This is a genomic window from Sphingobacterium sp. InxBP1 (genome assembly GCF_026191775.1).
GTDB lineage: Bacteria > Bacteroidota > Bacteroidia > Sphingobacteriales > Sphingobacteriaceae > Sphingobacterium > Sphingobacterium thalpophilum.
In genome coordinates this window covers 16,934-41,884 of the sequence record NZ_JAINDX010000049.1, presented here as the reverse complement: position 1 = coordinate 41,884, position 24,951 = coordinate 16,934, and the positions used below count along the sequence as shown (strand labels likewise).

22 protein-coding genes and 2 tRNA genes are annotated in these 24,951 nt (G+C 44.0%); 4 read left to right on the top strand and 20 right to left on the bottom strand.

Going from position 1 to position 24,951, the window contains the following annotated elements:
* Positions 1–56 precede the first annotated feature (56 nt).
* Positions 57–1,148, bottom strand: a complete 1,092-nt coding sequence (mnmA, locus tag K7A41_RS20270) for a tRNA 2-thiouridine(34) synthase MnmA (RefSeq protein WP_028070018.1) — start codon at positions 1,146–1,148, stop codon at positions 57–59.
* 187 nt (positions 1,149–1,335) lie between these two features.
* Between mnmA and K7A41_RS20265 the strand changes: the two genes are divergently transcribed.
* Positions 1,336–1,408: transfer RNA gene (locus K7A41_RS20265), tRNA-Phe, on the top strand.
* Between the two features lie 58 nt (positions 1,409–1,466).
* Here K7A41_RS20265 and K7A41_RS20260 read toward each other — a convergent pair.
* The 8 genes from K7A41_RS20260 to fucP are packed head-to-tail and all read right to left on the bottom strand — an operon-like array spanning position 1,467 to position 9,370.
* Positions 1,467–2,255, bottom strand: a complete 789-nt coding sequence (locus tag K7A41_RS20260) for an SDR family oxidoreductase (RefSeq protein WP_265715212.1) — start codon at positions 2,253–2,255, stop codon at positions 1,467–1,469.
* A 10-nt stretch (positions 2,256–2,265) separates the two neighbouring features.
* On the bottom strand, positions 2,266–3,093 hold the full coding sequence (locus K7A41_RS20255; protein WP_265715211.1) for an amidohydrolase family protein: 828 nt from the start codon (positions 3,091–3,093) through the stop codon (positions 2,266–2,268).
* 20 nt (positions 3,094–3,113) lie between these two features.
* The gene (locus tag K7A41_RS20250; RefSeq protein ID WP_265715210.1) at positions 3,114–3,971 is read right to left on the bottom strand and encodes a fumarylacetoacetate hydrolase family protein; all 858 of its coding nucleotides are present in this window, start codon (positions 3,969–3,971) and stop codon (positions 3,114–3,116) included.
* A gap of 27 nt (positions 3,972–3,998) precedes the next feature.
* On the bottom strand, positions 3,999–4,763 hold the full coding sequence (locus K7A41_RS20245; protein WP_265715209.1) for an SDR family NAD(P)-dependent oxidoreductase: 765 nt from the start codon (positions 4,761–4,763) through the stop codon (positions 3,999–4,001).
* A gap of 2 nt (positions 4,764–4,765) precedes the next feature.
* A complete protein-coding gene (locus K7A41_RS20240) occupies positions 4,766–6,079 on the bottom strand; it encodes an alpha-L-fucosidase (RefSeq protein ID WP_265715207.1) in 1,314 nt (437 codons plus the stop codon).
* 21 nt (positions 6,080–6,100) lie between these two features.
* Positions 6,101–7,759: a UxaA family hydrolase gene (locus K7A41_RS20235; RefSeq protein ID WP_265715206.1), complete on the bottom strand. Its 1,659-nt coding sequence runs from the start codon at positions 7,757–7,759 to the stop codon at positions 6,101–6,103.
* A gap of 3 nt (positions 7,760–7,762) precedes the next feature.
* The gene (locus K7A41_RS20230; protein WP_265715205.1) at positions 7,763–8,095 is read right to left on the bottom strand and encodes an L-rhamnose mutarotase; all 333 of its coding nucleotides are present in this window, start codon (positions 8,093–8,095) and stop codon (positions 7,763–7,765) included.
* A 9-nt stretch (positions 8,096–8,104) separates the two neighbouring features.
* Positions 8,105–9,370, bottom strand: a complete 1,266-nt coding sequence (fucP, locus tag K7A41_RS20225) for an L-fucose:H+ symporter permease (RefSeq protein WP_265715204.1) — start codon at positions 9,368–9,370, stop codon at positions 8,105–8,107.
* Positions 9,371–9,515: 145 nt separating this feature from the next.
* Here fucP and K7A41_RS20220 point away from each other — a divergent pair, with 145 nt between their 5' ends.
* Complete coding sequence (locus tag K7A41_RS20220) at positions 9,516–10,379, top strand: AraC family transcriptional regulator (protein ID WP_265715203.1); 864 nt, start codon at positions 9,516–9,518, stop codon at positions 10,377–10,379.
* Here the strand turns inward: K7A41_RS20220 and K7A41_RS20215 are convergent.
* The 8 genes from K7A41_RS20215 to K7A41_RS20180 all read right to left on the bottom strand — a co-directional run bounded on the left by K7A41_RS20215 (position 10,368) and on the right by K7A41_RS20180 (position 18,068).
* On the bottom strand, positions 10,368–11,336 hold the full coding sequence (locus K7A41_RS20215; protein WP_265715202.1) for an NAD(P)H-quinone oxidoreductase: 969 nt from the start codon (positions 11,334–11,336) through the stop codon (positions 10,368–10,370). The genes K7A41_RS20220 and K7A41_RS20215 overlap by 12 nt on opposite strands.
* A gap of 114 nt (positions 11,337–11,450) precedes the next feature.
* The gene (locus K7A41_RS20210; protein ID WP_265715201.1) at positions 11,451–14,219 is read right to left on the bottom strand and encodes a TonB-dependent receptor; all 2,769 of its coding nucleotides are present in this window, start codon (positions 14,217–14,219) and stop codon (positions 11,451–11,453) included.
* 133 nt (positions 14,220–14,352) lie between these two features.
* A complete protein-coding gene (locus K7A41_RS20205) occupies positions 14,353–14,880 on the bottom strand; it encodes a ferritin (RefSeq protein ID WP_028069998.1) in 528 nt (175 codons plus the stop codon).
* A 376-nt stretch (positions 14,881–15,256) separates the two neighbouring features.
* Positions 15,257–15,631 carry a DUF6686 family protein gene (locus tag K7A41_RS20200; protein ID WP_265715199.1) on the bottom strand — a complete coding sequence of 125 codons (375 nt, stop codon included), beginning with the start codon at positions 15,629–15,631 and terminating at the stop codon, positions 15,257–15,259.
* A gap of 164 nt (positions 15,632–15,795) precedes the next feature.
* A complete protein-coding gene (gene hpf / locus K7A41_RS20195; RefSeq protein WP_028069996.1) occupies positions 15,796–16,152 on the bottom strand; it encodes a ribosome hibernation-promoting factor, HPF/YfiA family in 357 nt (118 codons plus the stop codon).
* A 15-nt stretch (positions 16,153–16,167) separates the two neighbouring features.
* Positions 16,168–17,049, bottom strand: coding sequence for a tyrosine-type recombinase/integrase (locus tag K7A41_RS20190; RefSeq protein WP_265715197.1), 882 nt, complete (start codon positions 17,047–17,049; stop codon positions 16,168–16,170).
* A gap of 102 nt (positions 17,050–17,151) precedes the next feature.
* A complete protein-coding gene (rpsU, locus tag K7A41_RS20185; protein ID WP_028069994.1) occupies positions 17,152–17,346 on the bottom strand; it encodes a 30S ribosomal protein S21 in 195 nt (64 codons plus the stop codon).
* Between the two features lie 89 nt (positions 17,347–17,435).
* On the bottom strand, positions 17,436–18,068 hold the full coding sequence (locus tag K7A41_RS20180; protein WP_265715195.1) for an HAD family hydrolase: 633 nt from the start codon (positions 18,066–18,068) through the stop codon (positions 17,436–17,438).
* Positions 18,069–18,153: 85 nt separating this feature from the next.
* Here K7A41_RS20180 and K7A41_RS20175 point away from each other — a divergent pair.
* Positions 18,154–18,227, top strand: a tRNA-Ile gene (locus K7A41_RS20175).
* Between the two features lie 407 nt (positions 18,228–18,634).
* The gene (locus K7A41_RS20170; protein WP_265715194.1) at positions 18,635–19,567 is read left to right on the top strand and encodes a class I SAM-dependent methyltransferase; all 933 of its coding nucleotides are present in this window, start codon (positions 18,635–18,637) and stop codon (positions 19,565–19,567) included.
* Between the two features lie 83 nt (positions 19,568–19,650).
* On the opposite strand, the gene K7A41_RS20165 is transcribed toward K7A41_RS20170, so the two are convergent.
* The 3 genes from K7A41_RS20165 to K7A41_RS20155 all read right to left on the bottom strand — a co-directional run bounded on the left by K7A41_RS20165 (position 19,651) and on the right by K7A41_RS20155 (position 24,851).
* A complete protein-coding gene (locus K7A41_RS20165) occupies positions 19,651–23,292 on the bottom strand; it encodes an ABC transporter permease/M1 family aminopeptidase (RefSeq protein ID WP_265715193.1) in 3,642 nt (1,213 codons plus the stop codon).
* Entirely contained in the window at positions 23,285–24,169 is an 885-nt protein-coding gene (locus K7A41_RS20160; protein WP_265715192.1) for an ABC transporter ATP-binding protein, read from the bottom strand. The genes K7A41_RS20165 and K7A41_RS20160 overlap by 8 nt, the downstream gene beginning before the upstream one ends.
* Positions 24,170–24,317: 148 nt before the next feature.
* Complete coding sequence (locus tag K7A41_RS20155) at positions 24,318–24,851, bottom strand: GNAT family N-acetyltransferase (protein WP_265715191.1); 534 nt, start codon at positions 24,849–24,851, stop codon at positions 24,318–24,320.
* Positions 24,852–24,951: the final 100 nt, after the last annotated feature.

Sequence of the window (24,951 nt, the reverse complement as noted above, 5' to 3'; positions counted from 1 at the left end):
TATGCTGTAGCAGCATAGGGATTAAACATCTTATTCGGAATGTGGGTCAGCCGTTATTATTTCATTAAAAAACCGCCACCGATCAAATCATTACCTTCGTAGAACACGGCAGACTGCCCGGGCGCTATCCCCTTAACATTGTGTATAAAGTCAATGCGCACATGGTCTCCTTCCTGAGTGATCGTCGATGAAGCCCCGGGATCTTTATAACGGACCTTGGATATCGCTTCCATAGGCTGGTCGAGACGAGCATATTTTACAAGGTTGACATTACGGACGTAAGCATGGGATTTTTCGAGCTCATGCTCCTCCCCGAGGACAACGGTATTGCTTTCAGGAAGAATCTCGATCACAAACATGGGCTTGCCTAAGGCTATGCCAAGGCCCTTGCGTTGACCTATGGTAAAATAGGGATAACCGATATGTTTGCCGACAACCGTACCATCCGACAGGATAAAGTTGCCAGGGCCGATTTGCTGGTCTAAGGTAGGCACCTTATGTCGCAAGAACGCACGGTAGTCATTGTCCGGCACAAAGCAGATCTCGTAACTTTCAGATTTATTGGCCAGTTCTTTCTGTCCCATATCCAAAGCCATCTGACGGATTTCTTTCTTTGTGAACGAACCTAATGGAAACTGTGTCCGGGCGAGATTTTCCTGAGAAACACCCCAGAGCACATAGGATTGGTCCTTATTTTCATCTTTACCTTTTGATATAACGTAACGGCCATTGTCGTGCAAGCGGATATTGGCATAGTGTCCTGTTGCAATAAACTCGCAGTCCAGCTTATCGGCACGTTTCATCAACGCTTCCCATTTGATATGGGTATTGCACAGCACACAGGGATTGGGTGTACGTCCAGCGATATATTCCTCCACAAAATTGTCAATGACGAAGTCCCCAAACTCATCACGTATGTCCAATATATAATGGGGGAAACCATAGTTTACGGCTAATGTACGGGCGTCGTTGATACTATCAAGGCTACAACAGCCTGTCTCCTTGGACGAACCACCTGCGGAGGCGTAATCCCAGGTTTTCATCGTAATACCAATCACCTCATACCCTTGTTCGTGGAGCATAACGGAAGCAACGGAGCTATCCACCCCTCCACTCATTGCCACCAAAACTCTTCCTCTTTTACTCATCTCAATTTATTGAAATGCAAAGATACGGCTTATTCCCTTTTGGATATGTTAGTTTCTTGTAATTTTATCTCGATCAAAATCAACCTGTTTGGAAAAACAACAAAAATAATATCCCGAAAAGTTTTAGATTTCAAATTATCACACTATATTTGCAACGCAATCGGGAATAAAACGAAAGCAAAAAAGCGGTGCCATAGCTCAGTTGGTAGAGCAAAGGACTGAAAATCCTTGTGTCGCTGGTTCGAATCCAGCTGGCACCACAAAAAAAGCCTGTTCACTTGAACAGGCTTTTTTTATTCCACATCATTGATTAAATTATTATTCAGCAATGATCGAACGGTCCAGGTGCACATAACCACCATCAACATGGATCAGCTGTCCAGTGGTGTGGCTCGATCTGTTTGATAACAGAAAAACAGCTGTATCGGCAATTTCCTCTGCCGTTGTCATACGGTGTTCCAAAGGTATACGGTCCGTAATCTTTTTAAGCGTTTCCTCCGGATTTGGCAGGGTCTGAATCCAGCTATCGTATTGAGGTGTTGCACATTCGGCGACAATGATGGCATTGACACGAATGGAATAAGGCAACAATTCTACCGCCCACTCCCGTGTCAGCGCATTCCTACCACCGTTGGAGGCAGCATAGGCTGAGGTATTCCCTTGCCCGGTTTCACCCGTTTTGGAAGAAATGTTTACGATACTTCCTTTGGACGACTTTAAAGCATCTAGAGCATGGTGTGCCATTAGATAGTAATGAATAAGATTCTTATGCAAAGAAGCAACAAATTTTTCATAGGTACCGGACGCGAGCCCGACACCATCGTTCTGACCAGCATTATTCACAAGGCCATCGATGCGTCCATAAGCTGTCAACGTTTCGCTCACAGCTCTTTCGCAATCTTCAGGACGAGATAGCTCAGCTTCAATACACAGTGCATTTACGCCATAATGCTCGACTTCTTTCCTTACTTTTTCATTGTCAGCCTGTTTACGGCCAACGATAACCGGTATCGCCTGTTCTTTGGCTAGCGCATGCACCACCGCACGCCCGATACCCTTTGCTCCGCCGGTAACAATGACAACTTTATCTTTTAAATGAAGATCCATAGTATTTTTCTTAAAGATTATAGATACGTATCGCGTTTTCGGCCCAAAATGCATTTTTCTCCGCCGTCGTGAACTGCCCCAGTTTATCTTCGACGATGGCTATACTTTCCTCGTAGGAAGCTGCCAGCAAACATACAGGCCAGTCCGAACCGTACATGATCCGTTGCTTACCAAAACGATCGACAATATGGTCCACATATTGCTTGAAATCATCCAGCTTCCATGCTGTCCAATCCGCCTCGGTCGCTAAACCGGACACCTTGCATACCACATTTGGACAGGCAGCAAGCCGGTCAATAAAAGCCGCCCACTCGTCAAACTCCCGGGATTTGATCGGAGGCTTAGCAATGTGATCCAATACAAATTGTAACCGGGGATTTTGCTCAACACATTGCAATGTAGCAGCATAATGGCGAGGCCGAATCAACAGATCATAGGTATACCCGAATTCAGCCAAGGCCTTGAGGCCATTCAATACGGCCGGACGGATCAAAAAGTCAGGATCCGATTCTCCTTCCACCACATGGCGGAATCCCTTTATAATCGACTCAGAACGGTAGTCAGCCAATTGCTGATCGATGTCTTGTGCCTGCAGATCAACCCAGCCAACCACACCTTTGATAAAAGCATATTCTTTGGATAGTCCGACAAGATAAGCGGTCTCCATAGCAGATTGGCTTGCCTGAACAGCCACACTGCCAGCAAATCCATTTCGTTCGAGCAAAAATTGAATGTCAAGCGGTGTAAAATCGCGTTGAATCTCGTGCATCTCATCGGTGATCCAGCTGTCCCGAACAGGATCAAACTTCCAGAAATGCTGATGGGTATCTATACGCATAATCGTAATCTCGTAATAAATTAACTTTTCGAATAAGCGACCACAGTCTGACGGGATTCGCCGAGACCATCTGCACCTAATTCGATGACATCACCTGGTTTTAAATAAATTGGCGGATTAAATCCAAGCCCCACACCGGCAGGGGTACCCGTAGAAATGACATCGCCCGGCAGTAAGGTCATAAACTGAGACACGTAGGAAACAACATGGGCAATGGAAAAGATTAAATCCTTGGTGTTACCGTCCTGGTAAGTTTTACCGTTCACTTTTAACCAAATACGTACATTGTTGATATCTTTGATCTCCTCCTTGGTCGCCATAAAGGGGCCCATCGGCGCAAAGGTATCGCAGCCTTTGCCTTTGTCCCAGGTGCCGCCGCGTTCCAATTGGTATTCGCGTTCTGATACGTCATTATGAAGCACGTAGCCAGCCACATAATCCAGCGCTTCATTTTCTTCAACATAAGACGCTTTTTTACCAATTACAATACAAAACTCCACTTCCCAGTCTGTCTTCACAGATCCTTTCGGAATCATCACATTATCGTACGGTCCCACAAGTGACGTGGTGGATTTCATAAAAATAATAGGCTCAGCAGGGATAGGAGCATTAGTCTCCTTTGCATGATCCATGTAATTCAGTCCAATACAGACAATTTTTGATGGGCGGGCAAAGGGGGCTCCGATGCGTTCGCCGGCTGGGATCTCGATTAATTTGCCTTCATTTGCTTTTACAAACTCCTCCAGGCGGGCAAGACCATCTTCCGCAAAAAACTGCTCGTTATAATCTCCTCCGAACGCACTTACATCGTAATTTACGCCGTCAATCTGAACGCCGATTTTCTCCTTGCCTAAAGCACCAAAACGTATTAACTTCATATTTTATAGTATTGAGTATTTCAACCTCTAATTATTCAACTTGATAAAACCCCCATCGATCGGATAGTCATTTCCGGTAATAAAGCCAGCATCATCACTGCAAAGGAAAAGTGCTAATCTGGCAATTTCCTCTGGCTGCGCCATACGCCCGATAGGCTGGCTGGCGGACAGCTTCTCAAACATCTCGGCCTCTTTCCCGGGATAATTTTTAGCAATAAAACCATCGACAAAAGGCGTGTGAACGCGCGCAGGCGAAATACTGTTGCAACGAATACCATATGCCATGTAATCCCGTGCCACAGACATGGACATGGCATAGATCGCACCCTTGCTCATCGAATAAGCGAAACGGTCGGTAATGCCCACCCATGCTGCTATCGATGCCAGATTAAGGATCGCCCCTGAACCTTGCGCTTTCATGATTGGCACAATCGCGTACAGCGCATTGTAGGCCCCCTTCACATTGACGTTAAAAATCCGTTCAAAATCTTCTGATTTACAATTTTCTAAATTGCCGACATGGGCAATACCGGCGTTATTTACTAAAATATCAATTTTTCCGATATTTTGCGCTATTGTCACTACTTCTTGCTGATCTGTTACATTACAACGGCTGAATACCGCTTGTCCACCCGCCGACTCAATTTCTTCGACGACAGCCTGTCCGCCTTCCTCATTGAGGTCCAAGATATAAACTTTCGCGCCTTCGGCAGCAAATTCCAAACTGATTGCACGGCCAATGCCGCTGCCCCCTCCTGTTACAACAGCTACTTTTTGTTCTAATTTTCCCATTGTTATTTAATTGTTAATGTCAGCACCAGATCTGTTTCATCAGTCGATGCCGGCAGATCCAGTTGCAAACCATTCTGCTTATTGCTAAACTTAACTTCTTTGTTTCCGATAAATGTTGTCACTTTCTTTACCTGATATGGAAGATTTGGAATGTGCAAATCCTTTTTCTCCGGTTTGAGCACATGCAAATATACTTGGTTGCCCTTTCTCGTCAGGACATAATCATCTGTCGGTGCTATTCCGCCAGCCTCCGTACCGTAAATGGTTTCACCATACACTGACAACCATTTGCCAAGCTCTTTTAACCGATCTTGCTGATAATCCTGTATTTCACCGTTTGGCATCGGCCCTACGTTAAGCAGGAGGTTGGAACCATGACCCGCAGCTTTGAGGAGATAGGTTAGCACCTCCTTAAAGGATTTTCGGGTCCGGTCCTTCAGTTCAAATCCCCAGGAGCCGGCTATTGTACCACACACCTCTTTCGGCAATGTACCGACATCATGCGCTTTCGTCCCAAAACCGGTCGTATTCTCCCCCGGCAGGTCACGTTCAAACATCTGAAAATCTTCACCTTCAAACGGCGCCAAATGATGATTATTGCCAACCAGGCACTGTGGCTGCAGCTTGTGAATCAAGGCATAGATCTCCTCGAAATGCCAGTCTGCTTTCGGCTTGTCCCAGTGCCCATCAAACCAGATGCCGTCGATCCTACCATAATTGGTAAGCAGTTCGGTCAGCTGATCTTTCATAAACTGTATATAGTGATTCCAGTCACCCTTGGTCGAATCCCGACCAGCGATACCGCCGCCGGTTTTTCCGGCCGGCAAGTAATCATTTCGCTTCCAGTCCAGCAAGGAATAATAAAACATGACTTTTATCCCTTCGGCACGGCAAGCTTCCACCAGCTCCTTCACAATATCACGTTTGAATGGTGATTTTTGGACAACATTATAGTCAGATACCTGACTATTCCACATCGAAAAACCATCGTGGTGCCGGGTTGTGAACGTAATATACTTTGCACCGGCCTGTTTGAATAATTTTGCCCATTCTTTTGCATTAAAAGCAAGTGGATTAAAGAATCTGGGCAACAGTCCATATTCGTCCAAGCTGATGTTTTGATTGTTCATCACCCATTCACCATCTCCCAGGACACTATATACTCCCCAATGGATGAAAACGCCAAACCGGGATTGTTCAAACCATTCCCTATTTTTTAAATTTTCAGGGCTTCGCTGGTAAGCTTGCTGGCCATAACTGGGGGAGATAACCCCCATGAACAGCGCCAGACCGCAGATGACATGTTTCAGTTTCATATAGATATTATTATTGGTTCATCATAGTGACACACCTCTTCGCCATGGTATAAAATCATCCTGCCCCAACAGCACCGCTTTTGGTTTTATTTCACCCGAGGCGACCGCAATCACATAATCGAGGACTCGATGTGCCGCCTGCTCGATACTTTCTGTACCTTCGATAATAGTCCCGCAGTTGAGATCTATGATATCGGGCATTTTTTCAAAAGTTTTTGTATTGGTGGATATTTTGACTACCGGCGTGATCGGGTTGCCCGTGGGCGTTCCCAAGCCTGTTGTGAATAGCACAATATTAGCTCCTGCTGCCACCTCCGCGGTCGTGCTCTCCACATCATTGCCCGGCGTGCACAGCAAGTTCAATCCCGGCCCATTGGCCAGTTCCGGATAATCGACCACTGCAGCTACAGGTGAAGTTCCACCCTTTTTAGCCGCTCCAGCAGATTTTATGGCATCCGTAATCAGACCATCACGTATATTGCCCGGTGAGGGGTTCATATAAAATCCCGAACCGTCAGCTTCGGCCTTGGCGTTATAGGTACGCATCAACGTCATAAATTTTTCGGCAGTAGCCTCATCAATACACCGGTCGCTCAATTCCTGCTCCACCCCACATAACTCGGGAAACTCGGCCAGGATCACCGAACCGCCCAGAGCAACCAAGATATCGGAAACATATCCGAGTGCCGGATTAGCTGAAATACCGGAGAATCCGTCTGACCCACCGCACTCCAGCCCAATACAGAGCTTGTCCAAGCTTGCAGGTCTGCGCTCATGCTGATCCGCCTGCATCATGCCCGCAAATGTCGCCTTAATGGCTTTTTGCATCAGCTCCTTTTCAGTACCTTCTTTTTGCTGCTCAAAAATATACAGTGGCCGGTCAAAGTCCGGATCTCTTTTTGCAATCTCTGCTTTCAGAATAGCGGCCTGTGCATGCTGACAGCCCAGACTCAGCACCGTCGCCCCTGCAACATTGGGATGAGTAATGTATCCTGCCAAAAGGCCGCATAAGGCATCTGAATCCATGCGTGTACCTCCGCATCCCATTTCATGATTGAGGAATTTGATTCCGTCGACATTCTTAAATAGGCGTTCGTGCCTTACTGATACTGGATCCGCTTGTAGATTCCTTGCAAGAATCTGGTTCACATCCGCGCCGGATTTGTATAACGTGATCAGATCTTCTACCTCCGAGACATAGTTATTTGCATTCACTTTATAGCCCAGTTTTTCTTCGAATGCAGCTTTTAACGTCAGTACATTACGGTTTTCGCAGAATACCAGTGGTATGACCAGCCAGTAGTTGGCCGTTCCGACCGTTCCGTTAGAGCGGTGGAACCCCTTAAAGGTCTTATCTTTAAATGCAGAGACATCCGGCTTCGTCCAGCCGGTCTTGCGTTCCCCCATGCGGAAATCTTCGGACGCATGCCGCAAGTTTTCTGTCGTAATCAGTTCCCCCGCCAGCAAATCATGGTTTAGCTTTCCCACTAAAACACCATACATAAACACGCTGGTATCCTGCTTCATGGGCTGGATGGTAAATTTATGTTTGGCAGCAACAGCCTGTTTGAGTGTAAATTCTTTGTCTCCAAAAACAATCGTCGTCCCCTCGGCCAGATCCTGCAATGCAACAAGAACATTGTCCATGGGGTGGATCTGTAAATAGCGTTGTATGGCCATAACTTATACTAATTCAAATATTTTATCCATTATTACCCACTTCTCCCCCGCTTTGGCCCCAGGTATTGCAGCCTGATATTTCCACATCAGCTGCTCCCACTCCTGTACTTTTTCGTTGGCGGCATCCATAGTGGCTTTCCGCTCAAAAGAAAAGTCCTCGCTTACTTCCATACACATGAATAACCTATTCCCGAACCGGTAGATCTCCATTTGCGTCACGCCCGCGTCGAGGATCGAACGCTTGATCTCTGGCCATACTGCACGGTGATAGTTTTCATATTCCTTGATCAGCTGTGGATCATCAATTAGATCCAATGCCATGACATATTTTTTCATTCCTGTTTATTAATGTGATTTAAGATTTTCTGTTTCGTCAATACGGACATCTTTGTTCTGATAAGCAAAGATCAATACAACAATAAAGCAGACCAGGGGCACAACATATCCGTATTGAAAGTGGCCTGTTTTATCCGAGATTAAACCGAGAAGCGGTGGCAACAATGCACCACCGACGATTGACATGACAATCAGGCTAGAAGCAGATTTGGTGTCTGCCCCTATCCCCTGTACACCAAAGGCAAAAATCGTCGGAAACATGATGGACATAAAAAATGCAATACCTATCAACGCGTAAAGCGTCGCCACACCTGTTCCAAAGATTACAACTAAGGATAGTGCGATGGTGATAAACGAATACATGATAAGCAATCTGGACGCCGTGACAAAACGCATAAAGAAGGTTCCGATAAAGCGGCCCAGCATAAACGCCAATCCGGCAAAACCCGCGTAATCAGCACCGTCTTTTCCCGATATTCCCGCCACTTCGGTCGCATACAGTACCAAGAAGCTCAATATACAAACCTGCGCACCCACATAAAAGAATTGGGCAACTACGGCCCAGCGTACGTTTTTATGCCTGAGTGCATGAAAAAAGCCCGCCTTTCCTTCCTCCTCATCGTCTTTGATATCCGGAAGCTTCGTAAAGAAAAACAGTGCTGCGATCAACAAAATCAATATCCCCAGAATCAGATAAGGCATCTTCACCGAAGCTGTCTCGGACTGAATATAGGCCAGTTTGGCCTGTTCTGTCATCTGGGCAAGTTCCTCCTGCGATTTGGGGGCATGCGACAAGATGAATTTACCACCAAATATAGGGGCTAAAAAAGCAGCCAGCCCATTGAACGACTGAGCAAAATTAAGCCGCTGCGCGGATGAGGCCGGATCGCCTAGAATGGCCACGTACGGGTTAGCCGCGGTTTCCAATATCGTCAGACCACAGGCTACTACAAATAAAGCGCCCAAAAAGAAAATATAACTGATGGTGTTGGCAGCCGGTACAAATAGAAAACATCCGATGGCAAAAAATAGCAAGCCAATCAAAATACCCGCTTTATAACCGTAGCGCTTCATGATAATCCCTGCTGGTATAGCCATCACAAAATAAGCAATGAACACCGCCGAATCGACCAACGAAGCCTGAAAATGGGTTAAACTGAAGGCATTCCGCAAATGTGGTATCAATATGGGATCAAGGTTATGGATAAATCCCCAGAAGAAGAAAAGGGAGGTTACCAAAATCAGGGCAAATGTGTAACTCTTTCTGTTAGTCATAGTTTCAAACGCTTTATAAGTAGTTATTTAAATGTAAAATAAACTTAAAAATACTAAACTATATTCAGGTATATTATCATTTTATTAAGCTATATTACCTTCACTATCTAGAAATACGTAACTTTATTGCATATATTTCATAGTTATGAAAGCACAATTGCTCCATCTAAATAAACACCTCGCCCATTCCTTCAATGCCAGACAGGATAGTACACCACAATATCACAACCTTTGGCACTACCATGAGGAGCTTGAACTGATCTATTTTGCCAAAGGATCCGGCACCCAGTTTATTGGAGACAGTGTACGGCGTTTTGAGTCTGGTGATATTACGCTGGTCGGCTCCAATCTTCCACATTATTGGTTATTTGACGAGATCTATTTAAAAAAGGATCAGCCTCAGCCGGCGGATATTCGCGTCATACATTTTAAAGAGAATTTTTGGGGACATGACTTCATCAATTTACCCGAAAATCAGCAGATCAAAGAATTGATGCGCACGGCCAAACGCGGCATTGCACTTTCTGCAAAAAGCAAATCGAAAACAATCCAGTATATCAACGATATACTACGTAGCGCAGGCACGGCACGGATCATATGCTTATTGGAGATCCTGGTGTGCGTCGCCGCCGAGGAGCAACATGACCTACTCACCAGCGAGACGTTTACGGTGCAGCTACAGAATCAGGATGCCGACCGCATGCGGATCGCCATGCAATATATTGGTGAGAACTATCGCGATCAGATCCGTTTGCAGGAACTGGCCTCTCTGACTGGCATGACGCCAAATTCATTCTGCCGCTACTTCAAATCACAGGTAGGCAAAACGCTTTTTCAGTTCTTGATCGAGATGCGTGTCAAGACCGCCTGCAACCTTTTGCGGGAAAACAAACATACCATCAAACAGATATGCTTCGACTCTGGATTTCAGAACTTCTCGAGTTTCCATAAATATTTCAAAAATATCACCGGCACAACGCCACTCAACTTTCAAAAGCTAAAAGCTTAGCACAACCTTACCGAGCAACACAGAATCCTCCATGATACGATGGGCTTCGGCGGCCTCATGAAATGGAAGTACGCGAAATAACACCGGTTTAAAATCGCCCGAATCAATTTTGGGCCATACACTTGACCAGATTGCATCGCGTAGGCCTTCTTTGAACTGCCGGTCCCTGGCGCGTAGTGTACTACCGGTTAGCACTATTCGCTTCTGCATGAGCTTGAGTAAGTTCAGTTCCACTTTTGCACCTTCCATTGCATTGATATACACCAGCCGGCCATCAGCATCCAACAGATTGACATTCTTTTCAAAATAGGATCCGCCGATACTGTCCAGGATGACATCAACGGGCAGGCCAGCCAAGGCCTGCTGAAAGTCTTCATCCTGATAATTTATGGCTTTGACCGCACCAAGGGAAAGGCAGAAAGCGGCTTTCTCCGGTGAACTGACGGTTGTATATACGCTTGCTCCGAACAGCGCCCCAAGCTGAATGGCGGTACTCCCGATTCCCCCAGCGCCACCATGCACCAGCAACCCTTCTCCTGCCTGTAGCATCCCCCTGCGGAAGACATTGTCCCACACGGTGAAAACCGTCTCCGGCAACGCGGCGGCTTCCTCAAAACTCAGCACATCCGGAATGGGAAGGCAATGTCCGTGATACACGGCAGCATATGCTGCGTAACCACCGCCTGCCACCAGAGCGCACACCCGATCACCGATATTCCAGTCTTTTACGGCACTTCCTTTTTCAACGATCACACCCGCTACCTCCAGCCCCGGTATCCAGGGATCCACGCCCGGAGGCGCTGGGTAGTTTCCCTTTCGCTGAAAAACATCAGGCCGGTTAACTCCCGCGGCGCGGACTTCGATCAGCACTTCCGAGTCGCTGATCCGGGGACGCGCCCTCTCCTCTACTTTGAGTACTTCCGGTCCGCCCGGCATTGTCATGACAACTGCTTTCATCTGCATAATTATTATAGGTGACACTTGATGTATCGACATTTAGTTTTCCTCACACTATTGCAGTTTCCTGAACAAGCGCATACTTCCGTCTCCAAGAAGCTGCAGCTGGACAATTTATCCCGACTTTTTCGGATATTTCTGCAGGCGTATATTAAGGGACAGCATAAAATAGCGTGCCAGACGGTTATTCTGAACATCAAGGATATCATTGCCGACAACAGCACGCGAGATTCCGGTATTTTGGTTCATCAGGTCAAATCCCTGAAATCGTAGCATACCGAGATTATTACGCCCAAAAGTATACTCCATATATGCATTGATAATGGTTGGATTTATATTATTCCACGAACTGGAATACCCCGCGTTAAATTTTTGGGAGACCTCCAGTCCCATCGTCACATGCTTGCCCAGATAAGCCTTGGACCCGAGTCCCACGATTCCAGAATGTGCCGTTATATTGTCCTGCACCGGCCAGTCGAATGTAGCCCGGTTTAAAGAATAGTTGCCATTTAACTCAGCTTCAAAAATATCATTCCAAGCATAACGGAACTGAATTGCCTGCGTGAGTAAAAAATGGCCACCAAAGCTCTTTTTTTCATTGATATAGGATATGTTGTTGTAATAGTCGGCATTGCCATTAAGGCTCATCTGCAAATTGTCAGACAGCAATGATGCCGTAAAAAGATAGTAGCTTTTAATATCATAATATCCCTCGGTATTGCGGTAACTGGTCTTCTGAACAGTCGAGTTTTGTTCGATCGTCCGGTTGGCCACGATCTTGTCGTTTACCAAATTAAAAGCGAGGCTCGCTTCGAGATACTGTCCACGCCTTGTCATGGATTTACGATACTTAGAAACAAAGCTGTGGGCGAACTCGGACTTTAAATCTTTATTGCCGACGATAATATTCTGCGTATTGGTATTGTCCACGACAGGTTGTATCTGATAAAAGTTAGGCTGATTATTGCGTCCATAATAGTCTATCGACAGGTCTTCTTCTTTGGTAAACTTCCATTTGAGGCCAGTAGATGGCACAAGATTCACATTCGAATATGATGTCCTGATCGCCTTGTCGGTAGAAGTCCCCGTCAGTTCTGATGGTTGCACCGCAAATCCAAAGCTCATTTTGACCCTTTCGCCGAGATCATGCCGGTAGATCATCCCAACTTTATTGCTGGCAAAGGCATAGTTGTAGCGCAGACTGAGCGAATCTACCAAAATTGGGTTGATACTCTCATCCTTTGTATCATAGGTTGAGCGGTTTGCATCTATTTTGGTATAGTCGAAGTCGTAGTTGATTTCCAGAACACCCCCCAGATCGACAGGCTCGACCAGAGACAGCCGGCTCTGCAGGTTGGTATTCTGATTGTCCGAACGGATCATCTGTTTGAGAAATGTCTCCGTTCTCCGAGGTTCGGTTGAACTGCTGTCTATCGCACTATTGGCATCACGAAGCTCTTCATCCTTATCGAGCGAATTAAAATCGGTATGAAAGGTATAGAGTATTTTTCGGCCGGGCTTGCTGAAGCTCCGTACATAAAAAAGATCGAGGGCGGCAGCCGGACTTTCGCTGCTGTTGACAGCACCGTAACGCCCAGTACTGCTCAGACTGTTGTTCCGAAGACGTCTGTCTTTGTAAGTCTGTCCAGCCGAATTGGACCAGGAAAGTTTCGGGGAAACTTTTAATTGGTCTTTTGGGGACAACTTCATGTCAAAGTCCCAGTCCATCTTATGCGTACGGTCTACGGACCTGATTTTGTAATCTTCGTAATTACTAATGGAATTGTTGACACCCTTGCCGGATTTATAGATGGATTGCAGGAATGAATTCCCTTCGGTATAGTTGTTACGCTGGGTAAAGCTATATCTTCCACTGGCATTCACTGTTTTGGACAGTGGGCTGGAGAAACTAGCTCCCACTGAGCTGATTTTATTGACTCCATCAGTAGGGTCCGCAAAATCCGCGAGCTCCCCCATCTCCCGCTCGCGCTCTCCCCCATTGGGCGACCCAAAGGAAAAAAGATTGGTGTTTGTATTATTAGTCGAAGAAACAATAGAGTATTCCTTTCCATTGTCAAATCTATTGACCCCAATGCTGCCGAGGTAGCGCTCTGCAGAACCGCCGCCCAAAGTTGCCTGGCCAAAGGTAATTTTCTTCTTGTCTTCCTTGAGGACAATATTCAGCACCTTTTCGGATTCGGTGTTTTTGACCCCTTTGGCTGTCGCTTCATCACCATAAAAATCAATAATCTGCACGTTTTTTACAAAGTCCGCCGGCAGGTTTCTCGTAGCTGTCAGCACATCACCGCCAAAAAACTTCTTACCATCCACTTTGACCGAGGAAATAGGCTTTCCAAAAGCATAGACAGAGCCGTCGCGCGAGACCTGTACATTTGGCAGTGCTTTAAGTGCTTCCTCCAGTAATGCCCGACGGTCAAACTGAAAAGCATCCAGATTAAATTGTACAGTATCCTGTTTGTAAACAATGGGTTTATATTTTTGGATCACAATCTCTTTTAGCAGCGAAACATGCGGAAACATCGTCAATTTGCCGACATCCAGCTTAGCTGTGGTGCTGCTGTAGAGGGGATAACTACGTTCCAGTATGCTGAGACCGATCTGGCTGCAGCTTATACGGATATCGTTGCCCAGCACCCTGCTGAAATGAAAGTAACCTGTAACGGATGTGGAAGTGAACAAGGTATCGCGGGAGCTCGTCAAGTGGACATTAACCCCTTTTAGCGGCCTGCCAGCTGTATCTACAACAAGTCCATAAACTTCTTTTTTTGTCGACTGGCCAAAAGTGATCCCTGGCAGAAAAAACAAGCTTATAATAGACAACAAAAGTATAAACCGGATGATATTCCCGCCCCTTAGTTCCATCAAATAGACTTTGCAATTATACAATTCAATATAAGAATTCTTAAGCTATTAACGTAAAAAGTTGTGATTTTGTATAAAAAAAAACGAGCTGTCGGGAAAACAGCTCGTTCTTTCGGATAAATCTTTCTATCTTTTACTCACCAGCAAAAGAAACTTTAACAAGGTGTTTGTCAATTTCCCAGCGGCCCGTACCCTCTTCACCGATAACATCAAATAACTCGAGAATGCGTCGCGCAACAAATTCTTCTTCAACTTGCTCTTCCAAAAACCACTGTACAAAGTTGAATGTCACATAATCTTTTGCTTTTGCACATCTGTCTGCAATGTTGTTAAACTGCTCGGTCACAAACATTTCCTGCTCCAGTGTTTGCTCAAATACACCGCGGAAAGACTCAAAGTCCTGTGGGATCCCTGTAATCTCCGGAGAGATCGCACGTCCACCACGGTTGTTGATATAGTTAAAAAGCTTCAGCATATGCTCACGCTCTTCATTGGACTGTCTCGCAAAAAACTCAGCTGCATTTTCCAAGCCTTGATCATCACACCAAGATGACATCGCTAGGTACAATGCTGACGAGTGTGCCTCTACCTTGATCTGTGCATTAAGTATATTTTCGATTTCTTCTTTTAAAGAAGATTTTAATTTCAATAAATCTTTCATATTTTCCTTAAGTTTAATTTCTAAAACAATCTCGAGCGATAGATCCGATCACCCGACTTCATTACAAAGATACATCGCATTTAAACAATTTGTATAAAGAATATGCAATACAAATTCAGTCTAAATTAGCCAATAAAAACGCAACTTGTTTAGAATCAATACAATTACAAATACAACTGATCGAAACTTTCAATAGGCAATAAATGAAAACAATGAGGCTTTAAATCGCTTTAAAAAAGCAGAATTTACGGCTTGCAGGATTAGGCCCATCGACCTGTTATTTAATTTTAATTTAAATAAGGAGTCCTTATAAAAACTGTGGTGTATATTTGTCAATATACACCGCAGCTACTATGTTGTATTAGGATACGTCAGCCTAGGCTAATACAGCGAAAGGCGATACCTGCAGGCAGGTTCTGACGACACTGTTTAATTCAATCATAAATTTGGCGCCATTCAGAAGCTCGCGTAGTTCAAGTATATTCTCCACTGAAAGGATAAAACAGCGTTCCGTACGAAATGGCATGACAATTTCAAAATCTGAGGAACGAGTTGTATCATTGAGCATCCGTTCCACATCTATGGTATCAATTCTTTTTTTGAACTTCAAAAAATCCGAAACTGAAAAAGAAGTGGTGCTATTATTATAAGCTAACCAGAAACAATTTTTACGGCTACATTGATAAACTGTACCAGCGGTGGTAGAAAATACCTCTTCTACGTTCGCTAACGGGCAAACCAATTCTGACATTTCTATTCCTCTTATCATTTGACTGCCCAAAAGTAAATATTATTTATAATCAATCCAAGTAAAACATTACATTATTTTGATTTATTATAAATAAGATTTTTCCTGTATAAAAAAAGGAGGCCAGTATGACCTGGCCTCCTCTACAACATGGGTATGTATATATTTTAATCGTATTCTTCCTCTTCTTCCTCCTCTAACAAGACTTCTTTACGATTATTAATGACTGTATTTTTTGATTTTGTTTTATATTTATTAATCTGTCTACGAATAGATTCAACGGCAATATCAGTTGCCTCTTCAAAACTTTTCGCCTGTCCTTTTGCAAAAAGTTGGCTTCCGGGGATATTCAGTTTTATTTCCGAAATTTTGTTCGCCTCGTCATCAACATTTTCCAATCGAAGATAGCATTCACCACCGATGATTGAATCCAAAAACTGCTCCAATTTTCCTGTTTTCTTTTTAATGAATTCGATTAACTTCTGATCCGCATTAAATCGAATGGATTGCACAGTAATGTTCATTTTTCCTCCTTTTTTTTAAGCTTTTGGATGAGCTTGTTTATAAATTGACTTCAATCGCTCTGCTGAGTTATGCGTGTAGACCTGCGTTGCCGCCAGGCCTGCATGTCCCAGCAGTTCTTTAATTGCATTTAAATCGGCCCCATTGTCCAACAGGGCGGTTGCGAACGTATGCCTCAAGATATGAGGGCTTCGTTTACCTTGAGTAGAAATCAGCGTCAGATGCTTATGCACAATATCATAAATCAGCTTGGCATACGCCGGTTTTCCCTCTTTGGTCACGATCAATAAGCTATTATCTGTATCAACAAATTGCGTCGCTTTTTGTTGTAAATAGTTTTTCAATTCTTTCAGTAAAACATCATTTATCGGAACAAGCCTTTCTTTGTTCCTTTTACCTAATATAAGGATTTTTTTGTTAAAAAAATCGATATCCTGTTCCTTAATTTTCAACAATTCGGCCAGGCGGATTCCTGTACCAAAGAGCAATTCCATCACAATGTAATTGCGGCAGGATTCAAAATCCTCCTGTTGCTGCTCCATGTGATCCAATAGACGGACCAACTTATCCCTCTCCACCACGACCGGTAACTTTTTAGCTGTTTTTAAAGCCTTGATTAAGGTCATCGGATTCTTAACAATATAATCCTCCCGCTGCAGAAATTTGAAATAGGTACGCAACGACGACATACTCCGATTAACAGAGCTGGCATTTTTTCCGCCTTCCATCATTTGCGCAAAGTAATGGCGCAGATCACGGTAGACCACATCCTTCACCTCCAGTCCTTCGGCGGTCAAAAAGTCCCGAAACATGTCCAGCTCATGCCGATAGGCAATCACAGTATGTTCCGAATACCTTTTTTCAATCTGTAAAAAACGAATAAACTCCTTTTCCAACATAATTACCGCGCTATAGTATGCTTAATTTACAAATTTAAAAGCACAAAAAAAAGGGAAAAGCATGGCTTTTCCCTCTATATTTTTGAAATCTCAGCGAATCAATTAGTTAGCTACATCTTGATTCAAAGATTGTTTGTAGATCGCTTTTTTCACTTGAATGCGACGAGTCACAGATTTCTTCTCGTAAGCTTGACGTGAACGTAACTCTCTCAAAACTCCAGTTTTCTCGAATTTCTTTTTGAAACGTTTCAATGCTCTATCTAAAGATTCTCCTTCTTTTACATTTACGATAATCATGCGTTGTATATACCTCCTTTCGTCGCTTTTAAAATTTAAAGTGGCACAAAGGTACAAAATAAGAATGATAATGAAAAGAAAAAAATCACTTATAACAGCTTAAACTTTTCCAGCAGGACTTTTAACGGTTTCTCTTTGGTACATAGTGCCGTGTGCCAGCCCAATCGTTGGGCTGTTGCCAGGTGCTGCGGACTATCATCAATAAAGAGCGTCTCTTCTGGACGCAATTGCTGCTCCTGCATGACCAGTTCAAATATTTCAGCATCGGGTTTTCGCATCCCTACCATATGCGAATAATACGTCTTTTCAAAAAAAGCTTCATTGTCGGCGACACCATACTTCTGCTGAATATCATTCATGCAATAGGCGTAGTGGATTGCATTGTTGTTGCTTAATAAGAATGTGCGATAATTATCTTTCAGCTGCATTAACAGATCGTGATTACCTTGAGGTACGCCAACGAGCAGACTATTCCAGGCGGCATCAATCTGCGCATCACTTAGCGCCGCATTTCCTGTGATTTCGCGAATACCGTCCCTGAATTGCGCCGCGTCAATCTTTCCCTTGTCAAAATTGTCAAAAAGTTCGCTCTGCCCATGGTGCCCAAAAACCGCATCCACGTCTTTTATACCTAACTGAGTAAAAGCAGCTTTCAATTTTACAAAATCAATCATGAAGATGACGTTCCCATAATCAAGAACAATATTTTTAATTTTTTCCATCGAATTATTTTGAAATACCGATACAAATATCGATAATTGCATCGTCAAAACAGCACAACAGTGGCTAAAATTGACGAAATAAGCCGCTCCTATAGCTCAGTCGGTTAGAGTAGAAGACTCATAATCTTTTGGTCCCTGGTTCGAGCCCAGGTGGGAGCACAGCCGAGTCGCTTTCTATAAAGAGAGCGACTTTTTTGTTTTTACATATCGTTTCCCTAAGGTGTAATGACCTATCGGAAATCTCCTGTTTTGCCTCATTTTGTTGAAGTTCACATCAACATGGATGCCTCCCATGCATATTAATAAAAGACTTCTTTCAATTTTAAAATAATATAATTGATATTTTTTTTGTATAAATTCCCTATACAAGGATATTTATCGTAATCATCGCGAGGATTGTATAACAACAATATAGCCAACACATTCATACTGAAAACATAAAAACAACACTTGATCAAAAAAACAAAAATATAAGTAACCAATAAGTCAAAAAAATGTAGCACATCACTTTAATTGTCCGTTATATAGGAAATAATTTATGACGACCTGGGCCGCCGTACTATAAAATGATGGAAAATACGAATAGAAACAATGAACCATTCCACAATGAAAGCTATAACAGACATTCGAATTGGTATACTAACCGATTTCCCGAAAAAGAACAGAAAGTAGCCTTGCTGCAAGGCATTAAAACTTCAAAAGGAACAATCAACCACTGGCTACAGAACCAATTTTTCAACTGTGTCAAACCCATTACAGCATATAAAAGCGCGTCCTGGCTGACTGTTGGCGATGCCTATGGTCATGATGCGAATTATCTGATCGAGAACGGCGTACTCAATGTGATTGCAACGGATATCAATGACGCTTTTCTTGCCGTGTCAAAAGAAGTCGGCCTTATTGAAAACTATTCAGCTGAAAACGCAGAAAATCTATCATTCGACGACAATAGCATAGATTATATTTTGTGTAAAGAAACTTATCATCATTTTCCTAGGCCGTATGCTGCATTATATGAAATGGTCAGAGTAGCAAAGAAAGGAATCGTGATCATAGAGCCACAAGACCCTATTTTGAAAATGCCCTTTTTGCTATTTATGAATAACGTTTTAGAAAAGATTAAATATGGGTTAGTTAACAAAATTTGGAAAAACCGATTTTCTTACGAGCTGGTAGGGAACTTTGTATACAAAGTTTCTGAAAGAGAAATGGAAAAATTTGCAGCAGGGCTAAACTTGCCAATGGTAGCCATTAAAAGTTTTAACCCTAATTTCTGGTTTCAGGGAAGTGATAAAATTCCAGCGATCAGAGCCGACAGAAGATTTCGCCAAATACTGCTCAAGAAAGGCTTTAGAGATGTTCTGTCAAAGTACGGCATTGTACCTAGCCAATCGCTAAGTGTGATTATATTCAAATCCATCCCAGAAATTGAATTACAGAACGTCTTACAAAAAGAGGGGTACAGGCTAATAAAAATTCCTGATAACCCCCATCTATAATTCCGTATTCGCTGGTTCTCACGTTAAAAGGACCGAAATGTGCAACATAAATATTGCTACAATCCGGCCCTGCCCACGTATGCCTAAATTTCCTTCCGATTATCATCCGAATCCACGTCGATAAGTTTATTGTATGGATCGATACCCACCTGAAACGGCGGAGCGTCCACGACTAGTTTCAGGGTATTGTTGATCTGACTGATACGGTGCTTGTTGAGGTAAAGCTCCTGCGGCTTCCCCTTCCCCTCCTTTGGTTTACTAAAAACTCCGATTTCAATATAGTCGTTGAGGGGCAGCGACTGCACCGTCACGCGCTCAGATTTTTTGAACTGCAATGGCTTTTCCCCCGGATCATTGTAACTCTTCTTACCATTGGCGTCTACCCGATACTTGGACACTTCAAACTGTATGTCGATCTGATATTTACCGTTATTTAGTTTTTTGTTATTGACTTTCACGACCTTGTTATTATATAGCGTGATTGTCTCAAACATGTCCTTGATCAGATAACGGAGCGAGTCAGGTGTAGCCTCACGGAGGTAATCCACAAATTCGAGCGACGTCGTATAAGGCGGATTCTGGAAAGCGGTCTTCTGTAGATAAGATTGTACGGTACGATTGAAAACATCTTCGCCCAAGTAGTCGCTCAAAGCATAGAGGACCAAGGAACCTTTTTGATAATGGATATACATCTGATTTTCATTATACATCAAAGGACGCTCGCCCAGCCGTTCTTCACTTCTGCCTTTGAGATAGCCGTCCAGGGCATCTTTGAGGAATTTACGCATCTGCCCTTTTCCATATCTTTTTTCGAGCACTTTCAGTGAAGAGTATTCGGACATACTCTCAGACATCAATGTTGCTCCCTGAGCGTTGGCCCCGACAACTTGATGCGCCCACCACTGATGTGCAATCTCATGTGCCGTCACTGCATAAGGGTAGTCTACTGCGTCATCCTTCTTTTCGTCAACATCGGCAATAAAACCGATCGCCTCAGAAAAGGGAATGGTATTCGCGAATGACTGAGCAAATGTACCTGCTGTCCGCGGAAATTCGACGATACGAAGCTGCCGATGTTGATATGGGCTATATTCCTTGCTATAATATGCCAAAGACGCCTTACTGGCAGCTATCATCCGGTCGAGATTATAGCGATGTGATTTATGGTAATAAACCTCCAGATTAACGCCGTTCCACCGTTCCTTTTTGACTGCATAACGGGCAGAATTGAATGCGAAGAAATTCAGGATCTCCGAATCCATTTTATACTGGTAGTATTTGCGGCCATCTTTCTCCCATTGTCTGATGAGATATCCCGGTGCAATGGCTAACTGATCAGCATCCGTGCTGACGACAGCTTCAAACCGGATCCAGTCCGCATCATTCGAAATGTAATTGTTTTTCAGGGCCTTTGGATCGGTTGGCGGCGCCATACGGTCGCGGTGAGGAAGACCATATTTCTTCCGTATATCATTGTCCACCAGCTCACTCCGATCAGAATATCCGATATTCGGAAACACCATATTGTTGATGAACGTACCATTGCCCTTAACCGGCGATTTTTGGTTCACCAAAGTATTAGCGGGGCTGACAGTACTGAAACTGAACACGATGGAGTCCCCCGGAGCCATGGGCTTATCCAGCTTATAGATATTGAAATTGTATTTGTCATCGGCCGAAATCAATTTATTGGATACATTGAACGAAAAGCTGTAGTCATAGTCATTATAGTTAATAAAAATCGAATCAATGACTGAAGTCGTTTTATTTTTCAGCACGTAGGACGCCTGCGCCTTAAAGCTGCGTTTGGAGGGATAAATGTCCATATTAAACTTGACATCAACGACGCGCGGCTGCGGACGGTCCTGATATTTTTTATACTTTTTCTCCCATTCCACAGATTGTTTTTCATAATCCAAACTGGTATAATACGGATTTTTAATATGATTTTCATAATATATGGCAGCCGCAATGCCCATAAATCCAATGGCACTGGCAATCAATAGTCCCATATTCGCTGTGCTCATATTGGCCCTAGCTATCGCCATACGCTCTCTGACACCCGAAAATCCCCCCCTTCGCCATAGGAGCAGTGCTATCACGAGAAAACACAGAGAAAACAGCAACCAATACAGCCTATAAGTCAAAAATGGCAGGATATAGCCGAATCCGTCCATGTCCGAATATTCTAACCCCGGCCCTTGGTTAAACTGAAAAATAGCCTGTTCCACACCCAGCATCGACAAGAAGGGCAAACCGATAAATAACGTTAAAAGCACAAAAAATCCAGCGAGATAGTTCCTGAAAAGGGTATGCACAAAAATCGCAATAAAAAGCCATGTCAGGTTGGACAACATGCCATACACCATTAAGCTCATCAGATACTGCCCTGGTTCAACATGGTAATACTGGTGGTAGACCTGTATGCCCATACAAGTCAACATCACAACCAGCAGCAGCGTCAGCTGCATCAAGATAATGGCCATAATCTTAGATCCCAGCAATGCCCAGCTAGGTACCGGAGTCGTATCCAGCAAGCTGCCCATACGAGTGATCGAACCGCGATGGACAAGCAATCCCGAAAATAGAAAAGTCAATATCAGCAGGAAAAACTTAAAGGTTGCCCCGGGGATCAGCAGCATTTTCCAGGTAACTGGATAGGTCGAAGTACCGAATATGGACCCGATGGTGCTGGCCATCAAAATAATAAACAGTATCCCGACAAGGGTGATAATCAGAAAAACGGGACTTTTGACAATATAACGATAGTCATACCGCGCCATGGTCCACATGGTCCCCATGTAGTGCCGCACCGAAAAGTCATAAGAAACTTTGGGGAGATTGATCTTAAAGATCGTATCGAAATTATTTTTTGTTAACCGGGCTGCCTTGTTGCCTGTCTTCAGCGCGATGGAATGTTGAGAAAATGAAAATAGCGCATAAAATATGCCTATGAACAATGCTGCCACACCGAGCCAGATCAGCCGGTTATAAATAATGGCCGAAGCCAAAGGCAGGTTGTTTACATTCTTTTCTTCCGGAGACCAATAACGGGTGTAATAGGAAATCGCGCTGTCCCCAAAGGGATCTATCAGCGCTCCGAGATAAAGTTTATCCGCCTCTGTGGTTAAGTTCTGTACGAGTACCTGGAGGATGATAAGGACCAAAACCGCAACAAAACCAACATAGATATTGCGGGTTAGGGTTACCAGGACGAAAATAATCGCGCTCAGGACAATCAGGTTAGGAATCACCTGGATCGCATAAGTCTGGATGTAGGCCAACACACGCGCTGGACCCAAAAGATCAGGATTGGTTCCCGGAAGCAGCTGGGCAATTACAATTCCAAGCGTTGAAGCCAGCACAATGACCAGCACCACCGCCATTGACCCGAAAAATTTGCCCAGCAAGTAATCGGTTTTCGTAATAGGGTAGCTAAATAGGATGGTATGTACATTATACTGAAAATCCCGGTACACACAGGCGCCAACTATTGAAGGGATTAAAAAATAGATCAGTGAAGACATTCCGTTGATCATTTCATTGATTGCCCAAGGCGAATTTCTGATCGTGTTGGAAGATGTGGTTGCCGTAACGCCGTCAAACATCCCCAATGAAGACAGCATGATGAGCAAGGACAACAAAAAGAATATCGCTATATAGATATAGACCGTAGCATTCTTAAACCAACGTGTAAACTCAAAATTAAAGATCGAACTAAACATGGTGCCGGTCAGTTTTGAGTGAAACAAAATAAACATCCTCCAATTGTGCCTGAGCGTTTACAAACGACTCATCTGGCTGTACGGCACTAAAAACACGGATATTGAGCGTATTGTCCTGATTATAGTTTGAAGAAATGACCTCATGCGTTTGGGTATATTCATCCAATTGGTCGCGCCCAATGACACGCACCCATATCTTACCCTGCAACTGCGCTATAGTGTCCTTCGGTGTACCGCGCAAAAGTATTTTCCCGCCGTTGAGGATGGCTAACTCATGGCACAGTTCGCGTACATCATCCACAATATGAGTCGAGAAGATCACCGTATGATCGGTACCGATCTCGCGGAGCACATTCAAAAAACGGTGCCTCTCCGCCGGATCCAGCCCGGCAGTGGGCTCATCGACAATAATGAGCCTGGGATCGTTTAACAGGAGCTGTGCAATCCCAAAGCGTTGTTTCATACCGCCTGAGTAGCCGCTAACACTTTTGTTGCGCACGTCCCAGAGGTTGGTGACTTCAAGGACGCGATTGATGACGGCATTTCGGTCTACACTGGATTTGATACCTTTGAGCTTAGCAAAATAGTGCAGCAGATCTACGGCAGAAAGGTTCGGATAAACGCCAAATTCCTGTGGTAGATAGCCCAGCACCCGCCGCAGATCCATCGGCCTACTAAGCACCTCAATATCCCCGAAACGGATGCTTCCACTGTCGGGCTTCTGAAGTGTTGCTATCGTGCGCATCAAAGATGACTTCCCCGCACCATTAGGCCCCAATAGGCCAAACATTCCGGGTTTTATTTCCAAAGTGACGTCATCTAGCGCTTTTACGCCGTTAGGATAGGTTTTGCTGAGTCTTTCTATTGATAAGTTCATAAATAAGTTAACTGTTAATAAGCCATTAGTATACTGAAACGATAGTTTGTTACAGCAATATACTAAAAATTATGCAGTCTTGAGCAGGGCAGCTCAATACTGGCTGAATTTAGCCAAAACAGTTAACAGTTGAACAGATGGCCAACGCCTATTGCTCCGGGTCAATCCGGAGCTCAAATAAGCTCACCGTCGCGTTATCATAATGTGCGGGTAATCCGGCGGTATTGCGCAATTTGCGCAAACCCAAAAATTCAAAACCGCATCCGGTATAATGCTTAATAAGGCTTTTATTTTCACCAACAGTATCCATACGCACATATTGCTTATTATTTGATTCGGCATATCCGATAGCCCAGCTGACGATGTGTCGAACCAGATTATTGCCTCTGAAATCCGGATCGGTAGCTATCCGATGGATATATACCGACGGCTCTTCGTTTTTCTCCTCCCAAATCTCTGGATCAGTAAACGTTGTGGCCCATACACAGGCGATCTGCCCATTGATCAGCATTTTCCATTGCCTGTGTTCCTTTACTTCGGCCTCGACAAGCTCATGGGCGAACTCCGGCCAGGAGACCATGGATTTTGATTTTTGATAATCGGTTGCCATCCGATAAAGTCCGAAAATATGTTCTATATCGTCTATCGTACTGTTGCGTATCTGTATATCCAGTTGTTGCATATCTCATTAACTGTTGATGTGTTATACAAAGCTATCATTCGCATCGCAATGAAAAAGGATACAGATTCACTCCATCGAAGGGACTCAGTATAAATAGCGA

What these genes read in the sequence shown, in the direction of transcription:
- mnmA (WP_028070018.1), bottom strand. Translation starts at nt 1,148, where the DNA reads ATGAGTAAAAGAGGAAGAGTTTTGGTGGCAATGAGTGGAGGGGTGGAT.
- K7A41_RS20260 (WP_265715212.1), bottom strand. Translation starts at nt 2,255, where the DNA reads ATGGATCTTCATTTAAAAGATAAAGTTGTCATTGTTACCGGCGGAGCA.
- K7A41_RS20255 (WP_265715211.1), bottom strand. Translation starts at nt 3,093, where the DNA reads ATGCGTATAGATACCCATCAGCATTTCTGGAAGTTTGATCCTGTTCGG.
- K7A41_RS20250 (WP_265715210.1), bottom strand. Translation starts at nt 3,971, where the DNA reads ATGAAGTTAATACGTTTTGGTGCTTTAGGCAAGGAGAAAATCGGCGTT.
- K7A41_RS20245 (WP_265715209.1), bottom strand. Translation starts at nt 4,763, where the DNA reads ATGGGAAAATTAGAACAAAAAGTAGCTGTTGTAACAGGAGGGGGCAGC.
- K7A41_RS20240 (WP_265715207.1), bottom strand. Translation starts at nt 6,079, where the DNA reads ATGAAACTGAAACATGTCATCTGCGGTCTGGCGCTGTTCATGGGGGTT.
- K7A41_RS20235 (WP_265715206.1), bottom strand. Translation starts at nt 7,759, where the DNA reads ATGGCCATACAACGCTATTTACAGATCCACCCCATGGACAATGTTCTT.
- K7A41_RS20230 (WP_265715205.1), bottom strand. Translation starts at nt 8,095, where the DNA reads ATGAAAAAATATGTCATGGCATTGGATCTAATTGATGATCCACAGCTG.
- fucP (WP_265715204.1), bottom strand. Translation starts at nt 9,370, where the DNA reads ATGACTAACAGAAAGAGTTACACATTTGCCCTGATTTTGGTAACCTCC.
- K7A41_RS20220 (WP_265715203.1), top strand. Translation starts at nt 9,516, where the DNA reads ATGAAAGCACAATTGCTCCATCTAAATAAACACCTCGCCCATTCCTTC.
- K7A41_RS20215 (WP_265715202.1), bottom strand. Translation starts at nt 11,336, where the DNA reads ATGAAAGCAGTTGTCATGACAATGCCGGGCGGACCGGAAGTACTCAAA.
- K7A41_RS20210 (WP_265715201.1), bottom strand. Translation starts at nt 14,219, where the DNA reads ATGGAACTAAGGGGCGGGAATATCATCCGGTTTATACTTTTGTTGTCT.
- K7A41_RS20205 (WP_028069998.1), bottom strand. Translation starts at nt 14,880, where the DNA reads ATGAAAGATTTATTGAAATTAAAATCTTCTTTAAAAGAAGAAATCGAA.
- K7A41_RS20200 (WP_265715199.1), bottom strand. Translation starts at nt 15,631, where the DNA reads ATGTCAGAATTGGTTTGCCCGTTAGCGAACGTAGAAGAGGTATTTTCT.
- hpf (WP_028069996.1), bottom strand. Translation starts at nt 16,152, where the DNA reads ATGAACATTACTGTGCAATCCATTCGATTTAATGCGGATCAGAAGTTA.
- K7A41_RS20190 (WP_265715197.1), bottom strand. Translation starts at nt 17,049, where the DNA reads ATGTTGGAAAAGGAGTTTATTCGTTTTTTACAGATTGAAAAAAGGTAT.
- rpsU (WP_028069994.1), bottom strand. Translation starts at nt 17,346, where the DNA reads ATGATTATCGTAAATGTAAAAGAAGGAGAATCTTTAGATAGAGCATTG.
- K7A41_RS20180 (WP_265715195.1), bottom strand. Translation starts at nt 18,068, where the DNA reads ATGGAAAAAATTAAAAATATTGTTCTTGATTATGGGAACGTCATCTTC.
- K7A41_RS20170 (WP_265715194.1), top strand. Translation starts at nt 18,635, where the DNA reads ATGATGGAAAATACGAATAGAAACAATGAACCATTCCACAATGAAAGC.
- K7A41_RS20165 (WP_265715193.1), bottom strand. Translation starts at nt 23,292, where the DNA reads ATGTTTAGTTCGATCTTTAATTTTGAGTTTACACGTTGGTTTAAGAAT.
- K7A41_RS20160 (WP_265715192.1), bottom strand. Translation starts at nt 24,169, where the DNA reads ATGAACTTATCAATAGAAAGACTCAGCAAAACCTATCCTAACGGCGTA.
- K7A41_RS20155 (WP_265715191.1), bottom strand. Translation starts at nt 24,851, where the DNA reads ATGCAACAACTGGATATACAGATACGCAACAGTACGATAGACGATATA.